General features: G+C 49.3%; 17 protein-coding genes. 9 read left to right on the forward strand and 8 right to left on the reverse strand.

Translation table 11 applies throughout. The annotated features are described in order from the left end of the window. Positions 1-35: 35 nt before the first annotated feature. The 4 genes from CWE21_RS06305 to CWE21_RS06320 all read right to left on the reverse strand — a co-directional run bounded on the left by CWE21_RS06305 (position 36) and on the right by CWE21_RS06320 (position 4,984). On the reverse strand, positions 36-695 hold the full coding sequence (locus CWE21_RS06305; protein WP_126833604.1) for a response regulator transcription factor: 660 nt from the start codon (positions 693-695) through the stop codon (positions 36-38). Continuing rightward, positions 686-1,837, reverse strand: a complete 1,152-nt coding sequence (locus CWE21_RS06310) for a sensor histidine kinase (RefSeq protein ID WP_126833605.1) — start codon at positions 1,835-1,837, stop codon at positions 686-688. Before CWE21_RS06310 ends, CWE21_RS06305 begins: the two co-directional genes overlap by 10 nt. An 82-nt stretch (positions 1,838-1,919) precedes the next feature. Next, positions 1,920-3,272, reverse strand: coding sequence for an NADP-specific glutamate dehydrogenase (gdhA, locus tag CWE21_RS06315; protein WP_126833606.1), 1,353 nt, complete (start codon positions 3,270-3,272; stop codon positions 1,920-1,922). Further along, on the reverse strand, positions 3,269-4,984 hold the full coding sequence (locus CWE21_RS06320) for a serine hydrolase domain-containing protein (protein ID WP_126833607.1): 1,716 nt from the start codon (positions 4,982-4,984) through the stop codon (positions 3,269-3,271). Before CWE21_RS06320 ends, gdhA begins: the two co-directional genes overlap by 4 nt. Positions 4,985-5,074: 90 nt before the next feature. Between CWE21_RS06320 and CWE21_RS06325 the strand changes: the two genes are divergently transcribed. Then, positions 5,075-5,635 (forward strand): SOS response-associated peptidase, encoded by a 561-nt coding sequence (locus CWE21_RS06325; protein WP_241970232.1) that lies wholly within the window; start codon positions 5,075-5,077, stop codon positions 5,633-5,635. 52 nt (positions 5,636-5,687) lie between these two features. Here CWE21_RS06325 and CWE21_RS06330 read toward each other — a convergent pair whose 3' ends face one another. Beyond that, positions 5,688-8,174: an ExeM/NucH family extracellular endonuclease gene (locus CWE21_RS06330; protein WP_198675077.1), complete on the reverse strand. Its 2,487-nt coding sequence runs from the start codon at positions 8,172-8,174 to the stop codon at positions 5,688-5,690. A gap of 103 nt (positions 8,175-8,277) precedes the next feature. Here CWE21_RS06330 and CWE21_RS06335 point away from each other — a divergent pair, with 103 nt between their 5' ends. Together CWE21_RS06335 and CWE21_RS06340 are read left to right on the forward strand one after the other, a co-directional pair. Continuing rightward, positions 8,278-8,718, forward strand: a complete 441-nt coding sequence (locus CWE21_RS06335; protein WP_126833610.1) for a DUF488 domain-containing protein — start codon at positions 8,278-8,280, stop codon at positions 8,716-8,718. Positions 8,719-8,729: 11 nt separating this feature from the next. After that, positions 8,730-9,425: a 2OG-Fe(II) oxygenase gene (locus CWE21_RS06340; protein ID WP_126833611.1), complete on the forward strand. Its 696-nt coding sequence runs from the start codon at positions 8,730-8,732 to the stop codon at positions 9,423-9,425. Between the two features lie 5 nt (positions 9,426-9,430). Here CWE21_RS06340 and CWE21_RS06345 read toward each other — a convergent pair whose 3' ends face one another. Then, positions 9,431-9,886 (reverse strand): OsmC family protein, encoded by a 456-nt coding sequence (locus CWE21_RS06345; protein WP_126833612.1) that lies wholly within the window; start codon positions 9,884-9,886, stop codon positions 9,431-9,433. 87 nt (positions 9,887-9,973) lie between these two features. Between CWE21_RS06345 and CWE21_RS06350 the strand changes: the two genes are divergently transcribed. Next, a complete protein-coding gene (locus tag CWE21_RS06350) occupies positions 9,974-11,656 on the forward strand; it encodes an NAD-dependent malic enzyme (RefSeq protein WP_198675078.1) in 1,683 nt (560 codons plus the stop codon). Between the two features lie 69 nt (positions 11,657-11,725). After that, entirely contained in the window at positions 11,726-12,721 is a 996-nt protein-coding gene (locus CWE21_RS06355; RefSeq protein ID WP_126833614.1) for a hypothetical protein, read from the forward strand. A gap of 7 nt (positions 12,722-12,728) precedes the next feature. Here CWE21_RS06355 and CWE21_RS06360 read toward each other — a convergent pair whose 3' ends face one another. Further along, a complete protein-coding gene (locus CWE21_RS06360) occupies positions 12,729-13,937 on the reverse strand; it encodes an Nramp family divalent metal transporter (RefSeq protein WP_126833615.1) in 1,209 nt (402 codons plus the stop codon). A 75-nt stretch (positions 13,938-14,012) separates the two neighbouring features. Between CWE21_RS06360 and CWE21_RS06365 the strand changes: the two genes are divergently transcribed. Beyond that, positions 14,013-14,489 carry a methylated-DNA--[protein]-cysteine S-methyltransferase gene (locus CWE21_RS06365; RefSeq protein ID WP_241970233.1) on the forward strand — a complete coding sequence of 159 codons (477 nt, stop codon included), beginning with the start codon at positions 14,013-14,015 and terminating at the stop codon, positions 14,487-14,489. Here CWE21_RS06365 and CWE21_RS06370 read toward each other — a convergent pair. Then, positions 14,474-15,028, reverse strand: a complete 555-nt coding sequence (locus tag CWE21_RS06370) for a WYL domain-containing transcriptional regulator (RefSeq protein ID WP_126833616.1) — start codon at positions 15,026-15,028, stop codon at positions 14,474-14,476. The genes CWE21_RS06365 and CWE21_RS06370 overlap by 16 nt on opposite strands. A 184-nt stretch (positions 15,029-15,212) precedes the next feature. On the opposite strand from CWE21_RS06370, the gene CWE21_RS06375 reads away from it, so the two are divergent. The 3 genes from CWE21_RS06375 to CWE21_RS06385 all read left to right on the forward strand — a co-directional run bounded on the left by CWE21_RS06375 (position 15,213) and on the right by CWE21_RS06385 (position 17,681). Then, positions 15,213-15,485, forward strand: coding sequence for a hypothetical protein (locus CWE21_RS06375; protein WP_126833617.1), 273 nt, complete (start codon positions 15,213-15,215; stop codon positions 15,483-15,485). Positions 15,486-15,598: 113 nt separating this feature from the next. Then, positions 15,599-16,621 (forward strand): DUF3667 domain-containing protein, encoded by a 1,023-nt coding sequence (locus tag CWE21_RS06380; RefSeq protein ID WP_126833618.1) that lies wholly within the window; start codon positions 15,599-15,601, stop codon positions 16,619-16,621. Positions 16,622-16,646: 25 nt separating this feature from the next. Then, positions 16,647-17,681: a bifunctional glycosyltransferase family 2/GtrA family protein gene (locus tag CWE21_RS06385; protein ID WP_126833619.1), complete on the forward strand. Its 1,035-nt coding sequence runs from the start codon at positions 16,647-16,649 to the stop codon at positions 17,679-17,681. Positions 17,682-17,902: the final 221 nt, after the last annotated feature.

Below are 17,902 nucleotides of genomic sequence, written 5' to 3' on the forward strand. Positions count from 1 at the left end.
GTTGGCCACCATGATTGTCGCAGATGCGCTGAATGTCAACGGCTGTCAGCACCACTCAGAAGGCCTAGTTCAATTGCTTTGAGCACTGCGCGGGTGCGGTCGTTGACACCAAGTTTGGCCAAAATCGCTGAAACTTGGTTTTTAACGGTACCGGTCGACTTGTAAAGACATTCTGCAATTTCTTGATTACTGAGCCCCGCTGCGAGTAAACGTAAAACCGCCAGCTCTTTATTGGTAAGGGCTTCAGTCGGGTTCATCGCTTGCTGTTGGGGTTGGCTTTGCAGGCCTTCAACGATTCGAGTCGTGAGGGTTGGTTCCAACCAAGTGCCACCTTTGTGCAGGCACTCGATCGCTTGCACCAAGGTCTCGAGTGCAACATCTTTTAACAAATAACCTTTCGCACCTGCTTTTATCGCGGCCAAAATACTCTCATGGTCATCAAATGTGGTGAGCATCAACACCGGCGGTGGCGTAGCAAATTCTTGCAAGCGCTGCACGGCAGTGATGCCATCGCACTCTGGCATGCGAATATCCATCAACACCACATCGGGTGTTAATGCCGCAATCTGAGTAAGTGCTTGCTCACCATTTGTTGCCTGTCCAACAACCTCTACTGAATCATCCAGCGCCAGTAGACTTTGCAAGCCTTGGCGTACTAAGTTCTGATCATCGACCAGCACTACCTTTATTGGCATTGCTCCTCCATCGGCAAATGCACCGCAATTCGCAAACCTGATTCCGTCGTCAGCATGAATGTTCCGCCGAGTTGTGCCACACGTTCTTGCATGCCACGCAAACCATTGCTTGGGGTAATGGCCACATTGACGTGACCATTGTCCTGCAGCTCTATTACAAGCTCATCGGCGACCTGTTGCACACAAACTTTAAGCGTATCGCCATTGGAGTGCCGCATAAAATTGGTGATGCCCTCTTGGATAATTCTCAGCACGGCATCAGCAACTTCCATTTGGCGCACATGGAATCCATCAGGAATAGAAAATGCGACACGCTTCCCTGGTACCTCGTAGACTAATTCCTGCAAGACCTTCTGCAGCGGCAACACACTCGCCGAGCGTATTTCAGTGACTGCTTCGCGCACATCTGCTAACAACAATTTGGCAATGCTCTGACTCTGCTGCAGAAGCCCTTTCACTTCACCTTCACTTTTTCGTTCCGCTACCTGCAACTGAATGGTCAACGCAGTTAAATGATGACCGAGTAAATCATGAATGTTACGCGCAATACGCGTGCGCTCTTGTTGTTTATTTGCCTCACTTAATAGCGCCTGCGTTGCCCGTAATTCGCGATTGGTTGCTTCTTCACGTTGGCGGGCCCGACTCTCACGCAGTTGGCTCGCCATCATCAGAATCGCAAACAAATGAAAAGCCCAAAACAGTAGCGCTGTCAGCCACGCTCCCGAATGGCCCCAATGGAATTGGAAGATCAGTGCCTGCGGTAGACATACGACGAGAGCGATAATGATCGAGGTGCGCACCGTTACGAAGTAGGGTAGCTGCGCACACCACATGGTAATTAGCACTGCAATAAAGTTGAACGGTAGCAGCCAAAACAAGCCATACACGCAGCCCAGTTGTAGCGCCAACAAAAGAAGACGGGAACGCGGTTCACCCGGAAGACGTTCATCGCTGGTGGCGAAAGAGAAAGCCACGATAAAGAGCACAAATAGCGCGGCAGTTACCAGCCAAAGCGGTGAGAACCAGGCAAATCCATCCCGCTCAGTGGTGAGCGCTAACGACATGGCCGCAAGCATGAACCAGGTAAGCAGTCCTGCCCAACGCTCAAAGCCATAATCTCGGAGCGTGTGTGTGATTTGCATGTGCAAGTACACCTTATGCCTAAACTAGATAAGCACAGCTTATGTTACTTTTGCACTCGGCGCATATGCCAAAAGTCACATCTTAAACAACACCCTGCTCAATCATGGCATCAGCAACGCGCCGAAAACCGGCGATATTCGCACCCAAAACGAGACTATTAGGTTGATCGAACTCTTCTGCTGTTTGCTTCGCATCATTGTAAATACGTCGCATAATACACTGCAGTTGTTCATCTACTTCGTCTTGCGTCCAGCGCGTCATACTAGCATTTTGCGCCATCTCTAATTGACTCGTGGCAACGCCACCGGCATTGGCTGCTTTACCGGGGCCAAACAAGGTACGCTGTTCAACGAACAGGTCGATGGCTTTTTGCGTACATGGCATATTTGCGCCCTCGACCACCGCTTTCACACCGTTTTCGAGCAAGCATTGTGCATCATGTTCATTGAGCTCATTCTGCGTCGCACATGGAAACGCAACATCGGCTTTATAACGCCAAATTTGCTCACCATCCTCAGGATAGTCTTCGCGCGCGGTAAATTCGGCATCTTCATGGGTGTCACAGTATTCGCTGAGACGCGCGTGACGAACCTCTTTAATTTCTTTCACCAAATCAAGATCGATACCTTGTTCGTGATAAATCGTACCGTTCGAGTCTGAGCAGGCAACGGGTTTAGCACCCAGCTCGTACAGCTTTTCCATCGTATAAATAGCGACATTACCCGAACCCGACACCAAACAGCGTTTGTTCTCTAGACCACTGTCTTCATCTTCCAACATATTTTGGGCGAAATAGACGCAGCCGAAGCCGGTCGCCTCTTTCCGCAGGGCCGAGCCGCCCCACAACGTACTCTTGCCGGTAAGCACGCCGTCGAACCGGTTGACCAGTCGTTTGTATTGTCCAAATAGATAGCCAATTTCACGCGTACCCACACCAATATCGCCCGCTGGAACGTCGGTATTCGGGCCAATATGCCGATGCAGCTCGGTCATAAAGGACTGACAAAAGCGCATGATCTCGGCATCGGATTTACCTTTTGGATCGAAGTTTGCGCCGCCTTTACCGCCGCCAATCGGCAGTCCGGTCAGGGCGTTCTTGAAAATTTGCTCGAACCCTAAGAACTTCACGATTGAAGCATTAACACTGGGGTGAAAACGCAGTCCGCCTTTGTAGGGGCCTAACGCCGAGTTAAACTCGATGCGATAGCCTTTATTCACCTGTATCTTGCCGTCATCATCAACCCACGGCACACGAAACATGATTTGCCGCTCAGGTTCTAATAGACGCTCAATAATCGAGTGCTGACGATATTTGGGGTTTTTCTCTAACAGCGGCGCCAAAGATTCAAGGATCTCCTCCACCGCTTGATAGAATTCGGTCTGTGCAGGGCTGGTTTTCTTCAGTTGTTCAATACTATCGTGAATGTAGGTCATTCATCCTCCTTGTTTAAACTACTTTCGATACGCGGCGCCGGCATATTTTGACCACCTTGAATTAAATTCAATTGCGTCGCTACCCCTTGCTCTGGTAATTCGAATTCCATCACGATACCAAACTGTTCATTAAATAAAACATCTGTCGCCGATGCCTCGACCAGAAATGCAGACTGCCCTGTCGCCTGCGCCGTAATGCCTGCATCGGTGGCGCGAATGCTAATGACAAAATTCGGTTGCAGCTGGTAATCACCAACCAATCGGGCAATTTGCTCGTCGGTTAATTCGACTTTTTCACGCAAAGTCACTTCGCTACTGACTTTGGCGCTAAATTCGGGCTCGGCGTCTTCCAGTTGGTAATAGTTGAGCCCTGTAACGCTGCCATCGGCGTCACGCACGACCTCAAAGTAAACCAAGGTGTCCGCAAAAACGAACTGTCCATCACCTACATATCGTGCCGCATAAGGGCGCCCTTCACCACGCTTGCTGTGTAATACCCCGTCCTTAAGAAACACAACACGCTCGGTCGACTCATCAATTTGATAGGTACCCACGAGCTCCTGCAGCTCAGCTTCAGCTATTGATACCGTGTCCTTCTCGATAGGAAATGGCTGATTTATAAGATGTGCGGCAATACGAAAAGCCGTACCGGACGCCCCCATTGGCCGCCCCATGCTATTCGTCAGTGCCACCACCGACAACTCATACTCAGGCAACCATAGCGCAAAAGCGTTGAACCCATGAATACCGCCGCCATGACTGATCATTTTCGTGCCACGCAGACTGATAATATCAAGTGCATAGGCGTAGTTGTTTAGACCTTGGCTGGCATCAATCATCTGCGCATAACTTGAGTCCGTAAGAACTTGCCCTGTGTGTAACGCATACTGCCACTGGGCAAGCTCTTTAGCAGTTGAGTACATAGCGCCAGCTGCATGCGGTTGCGTCATACTGATATAAGGCGCATTGGTATAGCCGTTGTCATCATACATGTAGCCAGGTACGCGCCCCTGCACCAGTTCAGCCTCATTGAAGTAGCCAGTTTTAGCGAGTTGCAATGGCTGCGTTAGTTCCTGCGCAATATACTCATGCCAGCTCATGCCACTGAGCTCTTCAATAATCGCGCCGAGTACCACATAGCCTGAATTGCTGTAGCGCCAGTCTTCACCTGGCACAAAGAGCAAAGGCTGATCGGACGTTAAAGCAATAATCTCAGCAGCATCGACATCTGCGCGAATTTCTTCGCCCATCATGTAACCACCAATGTCGGTATAGCTTGGCAATCCCGAGGTATGATTCAGTAGCTGATGAACCGTGAGATCAGGTTCGTGAAAATTGGGTAGCAGCTCACCTACTTTGCTCTGCATCGTAAGTTTACCTTGCTCGGCTAGACGCAAGATTGCGGCAGCCGTAAATTGCTTGGTAATCGAGCCGATTTTTAATACATGCTCTGGCTGCATCGCCACGTCCAGCTCAAGATCAGCCATACCGTAAGCGGCTTGGTAAACAACCTCGCCGCTACGTGACGCTACCACGGTAACCCCCGGCTCATCGGTTGCATAACTACGCGCAAGTATGGCATCAAGCTGTTGCGTGGGACTGGCTTGCTGCTGTGCTGAGATGGACTGCTCTGCAGCCTGCGGTTCGACACTTGGATTGCAGCCCATTAAACTGAGGCTGAAGAACGAAATTAGAACAAGGTGAGTACGCATACTCGTCTCCTTTTATTATTTTTTTACTAATAATAGACGAGGTTTGGCGCTTCGTTATTCCAGAACAGGAGAATTTCAATGTGCGGTCGGATGAATGTAATAGCAGCCCCCATCACACAGTACTTGCGGGAACAGCTCCATCTCGACTTTTCCACCGTCGACAATCATGACTTACGCCCGACACAGCGCGTCGATACGCTTATGGCTACCGCCAAAGGTTTGCGGCAAATCACCACCCATTGGGGAATTCAACCTCGATGGTCAAAGCGCCTGCTCATCAATGCCAAGATCGAAACCGCCGCCGAAAAACCAACCTTTAAGAAAGCCTTCGCGCAAGCGCGCTGCGTGATCCCTGTCACGGGATGGTACGAATGGCGTACCGAAGGCACGAAAAAACAGAAGTACCTTTTTGCCGATGCTAAATCAGAGCCAATGTTTATGGGAGGCATCGTCTTCAAAAGTGAAGACGGCCCCCGTTTGGTTACCTTCACTACGGCACCTACCGCTCAATGCGCTGAGTATCATGACCGTATGCCGCTCATTCTCCCTCCTGACACTCTCGATTTTTGGTTGCACTCTTCTGTTGAAGAGCTAGCGCCGTTGTTCCAAACTCATCCCACAAACGCCCTAAGCATTTCAGAGGCGCCATAAAAAACGCTGACCGAAGTCAGCGTTTTTGATCATTTAGCGTTCAAGCCGCAGTTTAAACTCGGCGACGACGCACCAATGCTAAGAACAACGCACCTAAGCCCAACCCAAACGGGAATGAACCACTGGTTGTTGCATGGTCGATATTTGGCGCTTCACCACCACCTGGAGGAGCTGAGCCACCATCGTCAACATCTGGGTCACCGCCATCGTTGTCGCCGGTATCACCTTCAACCGTGGCAATGGCAACGATCACAGGGTCGTGGTCTGAGCTGCGGTACGGGTCAGCGTTATAGAACGCCGCCTGATTGGCTTCACTCTTGTACTCAACGTTGTAGTCGAGTGCCACTGGCTCATCGGCGTTGATATGCCAGTTCGCGACGGCAACGACTTTATCGGTCAGGCTTGCCGAAGCCAATGCGTGATCTATTGAACCTGAGAGGCCTTGATACAAGTAGGTGTGATTTTCTGCACCTAACTCAGCCATTTGCAGGTCGGTCATGCCGCCATCGATAAGTGCTTGGATTGGATCTTCCATACCATAGGCATTCAAGTCACCAATGACCAATACGTCTTCGACATCACGACCGGTTGGGTCGCCAGCAACCCATTCAAGCAGAGTTTCAGCTGCTTGCACGCGAGTTGCATTCCAACAGCCTTGGCCATCATCATTGTCTTGATCACCCGCTGCGGCGCTATCGCTACAACCGCCTTTCGAACGGAAGTGGTTCACAACTACCGTCACTTCATCTTCATTCAACAAATCATGGAAGGTTTGTGCGATCGGTGGACGGTTACCGAAATCAAACGGCGCATCGGTAGTGAACACCGCAGTGCCCGTTTCTGCTACACGGTCGGTGCGATACATCATTGCATTGGTGATTGAGTCGCTACCGACAAAGTCAGAGCCTTCAAATACCACATACGCCCAATCAACACCGCTTTGCGCACTTACTTCAGCAGTAAGTTGTGCGATTGCACTATTCTCACCGAAACCGTCATTTTCGATTTCGTTAAGACCGACGATGTCGGCATTCATGTTCACGATTGCCGCAACGATCTTCGCCAATTGACGCTGATACTCAGCTTCCGTATCGGCACCGCGGTCGGTTGGGAAGCCACCGCCTTGGCCGTCACCGTTGTAGAGGTTGTCAACGTTGAAAGAAGCAATACGTAGATCGCCCTCGTCGGCAAGCTCAGGGCTATCGGTGCGTGGGTTGGTTTCGATGTACTGCAGTTCAGCTGTTGGAACCAAACGGTACTCGCTGAACGAGTAATTGATAACACCCGTTGGGTTGGTAATTTCCGTACCAACACGCAATGAGTTCATCGCACTTAGACCACCTGCTGGGAAAGGCACTACCTCTGGGTTGCTACCACCCATTGCATCATCAATGAGCATAGAACTCAGGCCAATATTTGGCTCGTCCATTTCACCCGCTGCTGCGACTTGAGTAGGCGTGTAAAGACGTTCGCTGGTGATCCAGAACTCGCCATAACGGCTGAGCGTATCAACGTTGTTTACGACAACAGCGTGATCAAATGTCACCAACATACCTTCGATAGCTTCAAACTCAGCCATATCGCTTACTGGTAATGCAAAGCTTGCTGCAGTTACTGAATTACCTGAACTACAAACGGTGATGCCAGTTAAGTTACTGATTTGCGTAGAGTCATAATACTCACTTACCGGACCGGCCAAACGTACACGGTCGCCGACGCTCACGTCAGTATCTTGATGGTAAACAAAAATACCTTCTGAGGTGCTTGGATCGCCATCTTGATCGGCGTCTTCTTCTTGCAAGAAGAAACCACCTAACGAACCACTGCCACCTTGGTGGTCAGCAGTGACGATCGCTTCAACAACAACTTCTTGGTCAACCATCGGGCTGCTGTAGCCTGAGCCTTGTACTTCAGAAATCAGCGTTGCCGCGTCACCACAGGCACCAAATTCAGGTGCTGGCTCTGGTTCAGGTTCTGGCTGAGCTTCGCCAAAGCCGAGGTGGAAGCCAAGGTTACTAATGTCATCACGCTCGTAACTGTCGAATTCTACATGCGGCTCATAAACATCGCTTGGGTCTGTGTCACCAGCGGTGATGCTATCTTTACGACGCAACGTTTGCTCCGCCATCGCCACGCCTTCGCTAGCCCAGTCCTCATCGACGCCAACCTGGCCCATCGAATCAACGGTCGTCTCGCCATTTTTCAAAACTAAGGCATCGTTACCGTTGTAATAAAGGTTGCCGGTTTTATCGGCAATAGCCTGAATCGCATCGCTCGCTTGCGGATGCGCTACAACAAATAATCCGTTTGGCGGCAAAGTGCCTTCTAAAGGCACGGTGTTACCAGCTTCGGTGTCGCCGTTTGAATAGATTTCAAGCACGTACGTGCTTAAGTCAACTTCTGTGCTGCCAGCATTAAAAAACTCAACAGCCTTGTTGTTCGAACTACCTTCGATATACTCGGAGATAATGATGTCCGCATTAGCGGCGCCACTCGCAAGGAGCGCTGATAATGCGATTGCAATATTATGACGTTTCATAATCCATTCTCTTATTGTTTTAGTCCACATTTGATATGCGCTAAGCACTATAACGCAAATTTTGTAACAACTTAATGACTTTTTATTACGAGCGGATGACAATATGACGAAGACGTATGACATTAGAATGAAGCGCATTTATACCGATGCTTCGCAAGCCGATGGCACACGGGCACTTGCTGATAGATTGTGGCCGCGAGGTATTAAAAAGGCAGAGGCCAAAATTGATTTGTGGTGTAAAAAAGTAACCCCTTCAAATGAACTACGCAAAAGCTATCACAGCAAAGAAATTAAGTTTGAAGCGTTCGCCGAGCGCTATTTAAATGAGCTCAATACCCACGCCGATGAACTCTTACCCTTAATGCGAGCAGCACGGCAAGGCACTTTAACGTTGCTCAGCGCGGTTAAAGAGCTCGAACACTCACATGTCCCTGTGCTACGTTATGCCATCGAAAGCGCATTACGCCATGAAGACGAGCAAGCCGACGGCAGCGAGCCCAGTTCCCCCGTCTGCTTCGCCACCTCCTTCACGAATAACGAGTAACGAACAACGCCATGACGCAAGATTTCATTGAAGTTTACGACAACGCGCTAAGTACTGATTTTTGTAATTCTTTCATGCAAACCTTTGATAACAGTCCGCATCTACAGGCGGGCCGCACGGGTGGCGGCGTGGACGTGAGCAAGAAACTCAGCAGCGATCTTTATTTAAATCAGCATACCGAGTACCAAGAGCAACTTAAGCTCATCCAGGAAACAACTTTCCGCTATGCGCTGCAGTACTTCAAAAAGTATCACTTTGCGCTGATCGCACCGTTAGCACTCCAAGTACGCCATCCGAAAACAGGCGAAGCAGTAGCGTTGACGCATGAAAATTTTGACGAAGTAGCAGCCGGTAATGAAGCTGCTTATATGCAGTTACTGTATCGTTTAGGCCCGATTCAGGCGCAAAAATATGAACAAGGGAAAGGCAACTACAATTACTGGCATTGCGAGGTTTTTCCGGAAAAGAATAGTGTCGAAGCACTTCACCGTACCTTGCTGTTCATGTTCTATTTAAACGATGTTGAGGAAGGCGGAAGTACTGATTTTTATTATCAACAACGCAGCATCAAGCCGAAGCAAGGGCGTATGGTGATCGCTCCAGGCTACTTCACCCACACCCATCGGGGCAGCACGCCAGTTTCTAACGATAAATATATTCTTACCAGTTGGATCTTGATGAACCCTGGCGCGCGTATTTTTGGCTGAGGGTATTATTCTTCCTCAGGCAGCGCTAAGCCCGTTCCATCTTGGTCACGCACGCGCACATTGACGTCAATGCCGCTGCGAACGCTCTGCGTGACCACACAAAAGTCCTCAAATTGCGCTAGCACGCGGTCGAGCTTTTCAATGTTCATGGCGCTATTTCCGAGCCGCAAATCAACATCCATACTGGTGACCCGCCAGCGCCCATCCACACGTTCAAGGTGGCCCTCGACCGTCGCCGTGACTTTACCGGGGTCGCCCTTGTATTTGCGAATGGCAAACATCAAACTAGCCGCTAGGCAGTTCGCTGTAGCTGCTGCTAATAAACGGCTTGGATTTGGCCCTTCGCCGTCACCAAGAGGTTCTGGTTCGTCCGTCACTATTTCACCGAATTCCCCAAAGTCGATCGCAAATTTATAGTTGTCGAGTAACTCAAGTTTTACCTCAAACGTCGGATTTTCCATGTGATCCTCTCTTATTTCTGCCATAATAACTGACTCAATTTTTACCATTAAATTTGCCAAAATCGTATGCGCCAGGAGAATGCCTCTATGTCGAAGAGTCCGCTGTACATTCCCTATGCTGGGCCAAACCTACTGGAAACACCATTGCTCAATAAAGGTAGTGCGTTTACCCGTGAAGAGCGAGCGATGTTTAATCTCACCGGTTTGTTACCACCGCGCTACGAAACCATCGAAGAGCAGGTGAAGCGCTGCTATATGCAGTATTCAAGTTTCGATACAGCACTTAATAAGCACATTTATTTGCGCGCGATCCAGGACAACAATGAAACGCTTTTCTACAGATTACTACAAGATAATCTCGAAGAAATGATGCCGATCATTTACACGCCGACTGTTGGCGATGCCTGTGAGCAATTTTCTGATATTTATCGCAGTTCACGCGGACTCTTTATTTCCTACGAAGAACGCGATCAACTCGATGATATTCTGCGCAACGCTACCAAGCGCAAAGTTAAAGTCATCGTGGTGACCGACGGCGAGCGCATTCTTGGACTTGGCGACCAAGGCATTGGTGGCATGGGTATTCCCATTGGTAAGCTAAGTCTCTATACCGCCTGTGGCGGTATCAGTCCTGCCTATACCTTACCCGTGTGTCTCGACGTCGGCACCAATAACGAAAAGCTCTTGAACGACCCGATGTACATGGGGGCGCGTCATAAGCGCATCGACCAAGAGAGCTACGATGAGTTTATCGAAAAGTTCATGCATGCGGTTCGCCGTCGCTGGCCGGAAGCCATGATTCAATTCGAGGATTTTGCCCAACCGAACGCCATGCCGATTTTACAGCGCTACCGTGACGACTTCTGCTGTTTCAACGACGATATTCAAGGTACCGCAGCGGTCACCGTGGGAACTCTGCTCGCCGCTTGTAAAGTCAAAGGTGTAGCGCTAAAAGATCAACGCGTAGCTTTTGTGGGCGCAGGCTCAGCGGGCTGTGGAATTGCCGAGCAAGTCATCGCACAAATGGTCGCCGAGGGACTCAGTGACGAAGAGGCGCGGGCGCAGATTTATATGGTCGATCGGTTTGGCTTGCTGACCGAGGGTATGGAAGGTTTACGCGACTTCCAGCAAGCATTAGTTCAGCCGCAAAAGCATCTCGAAGACTGGCAGCATAGTGGCGATTACCCGTCTCTACTCGATGTCATGCATTGTGGTAAGCCTACCATTTTGATTGGTGTCTCTGGGCAACCCGGATTGTTTACCGAGCAAGTTATCCGGGCGATGCACCAGTACACACAGCAGCCTATTATTTTTCCACTTTCGAATCCGTCACGACAAATCGAGGCACACCCAGCTCACGTTATCGAATGGACCAACGGCGAAGCTATTGTTGCTACCGGTAGCCCTTATGATCCTATCAAGTTTAATGGTGGCATTTATCCTATTGCCCAATGCAATAATAGTTATATTTTCCCAGGCATTGGACTCGGTGTGTTGGCGGTAAAAGCTCAGGTTATTAGCGATGAAATGCTAATGGCGGCAAGTAATACACTCGCTGATGCCTCGCCGCGAGCTAATGGCGAAGGCGAAACTTTGCTACCGCCGCTTACTGAGATCGCTGAGTTAAGTAAACGCATCGCCTTTGCGGTCGCGAAAGTAGCACAAGCTCAGGGTCATGCACTTGAAATTAGTGACGAAAAACTTATGGAGCGTATTGAGGGGCACTTCTGGTCTCCCGAATACCGCCACTATAAGCGCGTCAGTATTTAATCGTTCTTGACTGGCAACATCGCTCGTTTCCTTGTATGTTCAATAACATAGCAATGAGGAAATCGAGCGATGCGGCAATCCACAGCCTTTTTGCAACTCAGTTGGTTGGTGCTCTCACTGAGCGTTGCGATGCCGTGCGCTTTGGCACTAGAACAACAAGGGCCTCCCACCGACGAACCACCTGCTAAAACCAGCGAAAAAGAACTGATCGATGACGTTCGCAGTGGCTTGCATAGCTCTGTCAGCACCACAGCGGCGTGGCTCGACTCTTTCTTCACTGACGCTATCGATCGCAGTGCATATGACGATGTTTATGGTAGCCTGACTTTGGCTCCACAATGGGACGAATATGATGGTTTTGAGGTGGACTCAAGCTTTCGCGCACGGGTGGTGCTGCCGCACGCGGAGCGCAAATTCTCAGCTGTCATTGGTCGCGGCGATTTTGATGACTTTATTAATGATCAGCAGACCACTCGCCCCACTGTCATTCGCCGCGAAGAAGCTGACGACGAATGGATGGTCGGTTTAGGCTTCGACCCCGTTGTGGAAGATGACCATAGTATTTCTTTTGGTGCAGGATTCCGCGGTGGTATTGATCTTGACCCCTATGTGCGAGCCCGCTACCGCTTCGAGCAAATACTCAATGAACGCAGTGAGCTGCACATGCAAAGCGTTGGGTTTTGGCGCGATAGCGATGGTTTTGGTATTGCCCAAACCATCGAGCACGACTATGCCCTGAGCGAACATTGGTTCAATAAATTTTGGCTGCGCGCCACGTTTGCTGAGCGCACTGAAGGTGTGCGCTGGCATGCTTCGGAAAAAGTCTATTACATCTACCAACCGGAGCGCGCATTAGGCGCCGAAGTTTGGTGGTATGGTGAAACCGAACGTGCCGTGCCATTGCAAGATTACGGCTTAAAAGCCCTGCACCGCTCGCGTTTTCTCCGTGATTGGCTCTACTTAGAAAGCTGGGTCGGCGTCCATTGGCCCCGTGAGCAGCTCGACGAGTCTCGTAAACCGCGCTGGCTTGTAGGTATTGAGCTTGAGCTTCACTTCGGCAAATAAGGCTGCACTACCAAAGCTGTAATGCAGCGCCAATGCTGCGCACACCAAGCCCCACCGCCACCAACACGACAAGCATTGCTAACAAGTTTTGCCGCCAGCTATTGCGATAGCGCCCCATCATGCTGTGATTGCATGCCCACACGAGAAACAGCGCCATAATTGGCAACAGTAAGCCATTAGCTACTTGTGCGAACCAAATCACCGTCACTGGCTTAATTTGCAGTGAGGCTATGATCACACCGATGGCAATGATACCCATCCAAGTGAGACGAAATGGTAACCCTTTTAAGTCGCCACCACGGCCAAGGATGCCACTGAGCGCATAAGCCGACGCAAGTGGTGCGGTAATCGACGACGAGAGTCCTGCGGCGAACAAACCCAAGGCCATTAACCAGGTCGCCCAGTCGCCAGCAAGCGGCCGTAATGACTCACTTAAATCAGCCGCACCCTCAATCGTTAACGCCTTACCAAAAAATGCCGCAGCGGCGGTCGAAACAATCGCCACTGAAATAAGGCCACCTAACGGAATCGAAACCCATAAATCGCTCCGTGCTTCACTCAACTGTTCTGGCTGCTGCCACTTCTTGGCAGAGCTCGCCGCATGCAAAAACAGGTTATAGGGCACTACCGTGGTACCGATCAAGGCAATGACCGTGAGCACTGAACCCGTGGGTAAAGATGGTATTAGTAAGCCCTCAAAAAATGCCCCCCAGTCCGGCTGCACCAGCAAAAAGGTCGCGACAAAGGTCATGCTCATCAGTAACACCAAAGCTATCAGCACGCGTTCTAACAAGACATAGCTACCCCGCCACAACAAAGCAGCGGCCAAAATTCCCAAGACCAACGGCAACCATGCAGCCTGCTCCCCCAATACGCCAGCGATGCCCATGCTGGCTCCTGTAAGGTTACCGCCTTGATAAACACTGTTACCAATAATGACCGCACCGATGATGAGTGCAACAGCGCCCCAGCGCAGGAGAGGGTTTTGCACTTGTCGCCGTATCGCTTCGCCTAGCCCTTGTTGCGTAACAACCCCTAAACGCGCCGCCATTTCTTGCAAGATAATGGTCGCAAGCACCGAAAACACCAGAGCCCAAAGTAGCGCATAGCCGAAATTTGCCCCAGCAAGACTGGCTGTTACGACCGTCCCTGGACCTATGAATGCCGCAGCTACAAGGGTCGCGGGCCCTAAACTTATACCTTTGCCTTTACGCATGACAAGCGATGCCTCTTGCTTGTCCCCTAACTTGGGGTATCCTAAATCAATGTAATGTTTCTAAGTTACGTAATCATGATGAGAACCGCAATGTATCAAGCTCAGCTTTCTTCGCCTCTTGGCCCAATATCTGTCCGCAGTGACGGCGCATGTGTAACTGCAGTGGAGTTTTGCGACGAGAGTTCTAAGGAAGGATCCAAATGCGAAGTATTGTCTGCGGCTATCGCTCAACTCGAAGACTATTTTGCTGGCCGCTTGCAAACTTTCGATTTACCCCTCAGCCCGGAAGGTACCGCTTTTCAGCAACGCGTCTGGCAGGCGCTAACAAAAGTGCCGTATGGCACAACAAGTAGCTATGCGAAAATCGCACAAGCCATTGAAAACCCAAAAGGAGTTCGTGCGGTAGGAATGGCGAACAGTAAAAACCCAATTGCAATTGTCATACCTTGTCACCGAATTATCGGCGCCAACGGCACGCTAACAGGCTACGCAGGTGGTCTTGATAAAAAAGCTTGGCTGCTGCAGCACGAAGGCTGTCACTGGTCAAAGTAATAACGGTACATGGCTTCAGCATGTTCCGCGACTTCAGTTCTGAGGCTTGTCGGCGCAACCACCTCAATCTGCGCACCATAGCTCAGAATCCATACCAGTAACTCAGTAGATAACTCTGCTTCGGCCTTGAGGCTAAACTTGTCGCCGAGCATTTCAAGCTTTTGGGAATTGTTGAGAGGGCACGCCTCAAGTTGCGGTTGCAATGCTTTATCGCAGTTCAACTCAATCTGCACTCGCTCACCGGTTAAGCGACTCGCATGTGACGCACCGTTTCCGTTATGCCGACGGGTTACCCCACCATCGGCAACCAATGACAACAAAGGCGCATCGGCCAGCAAACTCCAACCGAAGGGTTTATTGCGCTCGTCGGTGGTGAGCGGAAACACTTCTGATAACTCTACAAGGTTGCGTTGAATCGTGCGAACACTTACGTCAACGCCCTGTTCAGCGAGGCGCTCACGCAAGGTATTTACGTCAATCTTTTGCGGCTGTTTGGGTATATGCCGTAACATCAATAAATAACGCAGTACCGTTTGCATGACTGAACTCCCTTTCTGATTCAGTTTCGGTTTAGTTCAAGGTTATACCCCTCCTGCGACATGTTACGTCGCAGCATTTAAATTTTGTAAAACTATCGCAAACTTTTAGGTTACATGCTTCATTTTTAGGCAAGCAACCGCGAATTGCGTTAGACTGTCTACACCATAAACGGAGGTACATTCTATGAACCGCTTACTGATGTTACTGGTGGTTGGTATTGGTCTTTTCACCGTGCAAACCACAACTGCACTGGCGCAAAATGCGTCAGAACAGCAAGAAAAAGCTGAAGATGCGAAAAAGTCAGCCGAAGAACGTAAGGCTGAGTTGCGCGAGAAGATGAAAGCTGAGCACGAAGCCATGAAGGCTGAGCGCGAAGCGCAACGTAAAGCTTTGCAAGAAGAAAGTAAGAAAAAGAAAGATAACGGCAAGAAAAAAGACAACGGCGATAATCGTTAATCGTTTTTCGTGATTCGTAAAAACAAAAGTCGACCTTGAGGTCGGCTTTTTTTGTGCTCAACGAATAACTTAGGCTACACTGTGGTTACTAAAATTATAATAAATCCACCACTATGACCGAATTAAGCCAAGCAGCTCTTGAGCACGAGCCGAATCAATCGACTCCCTACAAGGATGACCCATCGCAGCGTTGCAAAAACTGCGACAGCGAGCTTTTAGGTGAATTTTGTCATACCTGCGGCCAACAAGATCGTCACTACATTCGCAGTGTTTTCGCCGTAGTGGGTGATTTGATGGGCGAGATTAGCCATTGGGACTCTCGGTTTTATCGCACCTTAATAAATTTATTTGTCCGCCCTGCGTTTTTAACGCAGGAGTTCGTGAAAGGTCGACATGCCTCTTACGTGCCGCCTTTACGACTCTATTTTTTCATCTCGCTTATTTCATTTTTAGTGCTGACGACGTTGATTGATTTCGACAATGTCGCAGCAGTTCAATCCGACTTAACTCCTGAGCAACAGGCCGAAGTCGAAAAGACCATTGCGGAAACACGGCAAGAGCTCGAGGCTCAGGGACAAGAAGTCCCGCCCATACCAGAAGGCACGAACTACGAAAACGCCTTTGACAATTTACAGGTCTCACTACCTTTTGCGACAGAGGAAGAAGAACAACAGATCGCTGAACGCATTCGCGAGTTAGCCGAAGACCCCAAAATTCTGATTAAACGCTTAGTTTCATTAGCTCCGCAGATGATGCTTATTATGCTCCCGTTTTGGGCATTGTTTTTAAAACTGATTTATATCTTTTCAGGTCGCTATTACCTTGAGCATCTGAGTGCGGCACTCCATACCCACGCCTTCTTGTTGCTGTCACTGATGATACTAACCGTGTTATCTAAAGGTTCAGCTTGGGCCGCAGACGCGACCGGTTATGCGGTCATTGAAGATACAATTGATTACGCAGAGAATATTTTATTGGTGTGGATGGTGAGTTACATGCTGTTTACGCAAAAGCTGTTTTATGCGCAAAGTTGGCCCATGACTTTGTTTAAGTTTGCGTTATCAGGCTTGGCTTACATTGTTTTACTCAGCTTTGCCTTTGTAATTATGCTTTTCATAGGCATACTAACCGCATAATAATAAAAATTAACGAGAGGCTACTTTGCCCACAACACAACCGATCATTGTTATTCCTGCCTATAATCCCGATGAGCGCTTGCTCACGTTAGTCAGATCATTGCTGCAAGAAGCGGAAAACGATCAATTCATCTTGATTATCGATGACGGTAGTGAAAACAGTTCGTTGTTTGCGCAGTTGCCAGTAGGACCAAATATAAAGGTCCTTCGTCACGAAATGAATCAGGGGAAAGGTGGAGCACTTAAAACGGCCTTTCGCTGGGTTTTAGAGAATTGCCCAGATACCATTGGTGTCGTCACCGCTGACGCCGACGGTCAACACCTTCCCGAAGATATTTTCGCAGTTATGCGCGCTTTTTCTCAGCAACCCAATGCACTTTGGTTAGGTAGCCGTAATTTCTCTGAAAAAGGAATCCCTTTTCGTTCATGGCTGGGCAATAATTTTGCCCGCATTACCTTTCGATTTGGTTTACGTATTAACATTCCAGACACCCAAACCGGCTTGCGAGGGATACCGCGCTCGCTACTAAAAGACCTCATTGAAGTATCAAGTAACCGTTTTGAGTTTGAATTAGATATGCTCATGATTGCGAAACGAGAGGAACTCGAGTTTGAAAGTGTTCGCATTCAGACAGTTTATGAGCATGGGAATAAAACGAGTAACTTCAAACCATTAAAAGACTCGGCTCTCATTTATAAGAAATTCTTGAAATTTTCTGGGGTGGGAATTGCCTCGGCGGCGATTGATTATGGCCTCTTTGCGCTTATTTACGGCTTTACCGGAGAGATCCTTCTAGCTATCGCTTTAGCACGCCTATGTTCAGGTATCTTTAATTTTAGCCTCAACCGCCAGTGGGTCTTCGGTCGTGGCGGTTCGCTCTGGCGTGACGCATCACAATATACGCTCCTTGCAGCGCTGTTAGTGGCTACCAACTACGTATTGACCAAGTCATTGCTCTGGCTGGGGATTTCACCCTTTATCGGCAAACCCGCAGCCGAAATCATTATCTTTATGGCTAGCTACCGATTGCAAAAAAAGCTGGTATTTAGGTCAGCTTAATTGCGAATTCCCTGCAATTAACCTGCATTTTTATTCTGAATAAATTATTTCAATAAATCATTGCACAACTTTTTATCATCATGCTACCTTGCTCATTAGCATGGTAAGCGGTGTGTGCTATAGCGAAATTTAGCCCCTTCTAAAGTTGACTATACAAGACTCTCAAACGCTGCGAAAAAGGCTATTCCTTATACAACTTTACGTGCGCGACAACTTTACAG

It is taken from the genome of Pseudidiomarina aquimaris (genome assembly GCF_003987395.1).
GTDB classification, from domain to species: domain Bacteria; phylum Pseudomonadota; class Gammaproteobacteria; order Enterobacterales; family Alteromonadaceae; genus Pseudidiomarina; species Pseudidiomarina aquimaris.

Coding starts and splice junctions, on each gene's coding strand:
- CWE21_RS06345 (WP_126833612.1), bottom strand. CDS start 9,886: ATGGAAAATCCGACGTTTGAGGTAAAACTTGAGTTACTCGACAACTAT.
- CWE21_RS06375 (WP_126833617.1), top strand. CDS start 15,213: ATGAACCGCTTACTGATGTTACTGGTGGTTGGTATTGGTCTTTTCACC.
- gdhA (WP_126833606.1), bottom strand. CDS start 3,272: ATGACCTACATTCACGATAGTATTGAACAACTGAAGAAAACCAGCCCT.
- CWE21_RS06355 (WP_126833614.1), top strand. CDS start 11,726: ATGCGGCAATCCACAGCCTTTTTGCAACTCAGTTGGTTGGTGCTCTCA.
- CWE21_RS06365 (WP_241970233.1), top strand. CDS start 14,013: ATGATGAGAACCGCAATGTATCAAGCTCAGCTTTCTTCGCCTCTTGGC.
- CWE21_RS06340 (WP_126833611.1), top strand. CDS start 8,730: ATGACGCAAGATTTCATTGAAGTTTACGACAACGCGCTAAGTACTGAT.
- CWE21_RS06370 (WP_126833616.1), bottom strand. CDS start 15,028: ATGCAAACGGTACTGCGTTATTTATTGATGTTACGGCATATACCCAAA.
- CWE21_RS06350 (WP_198675078.1), top strand. CDS start 9,974: ATGTCGAAGAGTCCGCTGTACATTCCCTATGCTGGGCCAAACCTACTG.
- CWE21_RS06335 (WP_126833610.1), top strand. CDS start 8,278: ATGACGAAGACGTATGACATTAGAATGAAGCGCATTTATACCGATGCT.
- CWE21_RS06330 (WP_198675077.1), bottom strand. CDS start 8,174: ATGAAACGTCATAATATTGCAATCGCATTATCAGCGCTCCTTGCGAGT.
- CWE21_RS06325 (WP_241970232.1), top strand. CDS start 5,075: ATGAATGTAATAGCAGCCCCCATCACACAGTACTTGCGGGAACAGCTC.
- CWE21_RS06320 (WP_126833607.1), bottom strand. CDS start 4,984: ATGCGTACTCACCTTGTTCTAATTTCGTTCTTCAGCCTCAGTTTAATG.
- CWE21_RS06380 (WP_126833618.1), top strand. CDS start 15,599: ATGACCGAATTAAGCCAAGCAGCTCTTGAGCACGAGCCGAATCAATCG.
- CWE21_RS06310 (WP_126833605.1), bottom strand. CDS start 1,837: ATGCAAATCACACACACGCTCCGAGATTATGGCTTTGAGCGTTGGGCA.
- CWE21_RS06305 (WP_126833604.1), bottom strand. CDS start 695: ATGCCAATAAAGGTAGTGCTGGTCGATGATCAGAACTTAGTACGCCAA.
- CWE21_RS06360 (WP_126833615.1), bottom strand. CDS start 13,937: ATGCGTAAAGGCAAAGGTATAAGTTTAGGGCCCGCGACCCTTGTAGCT.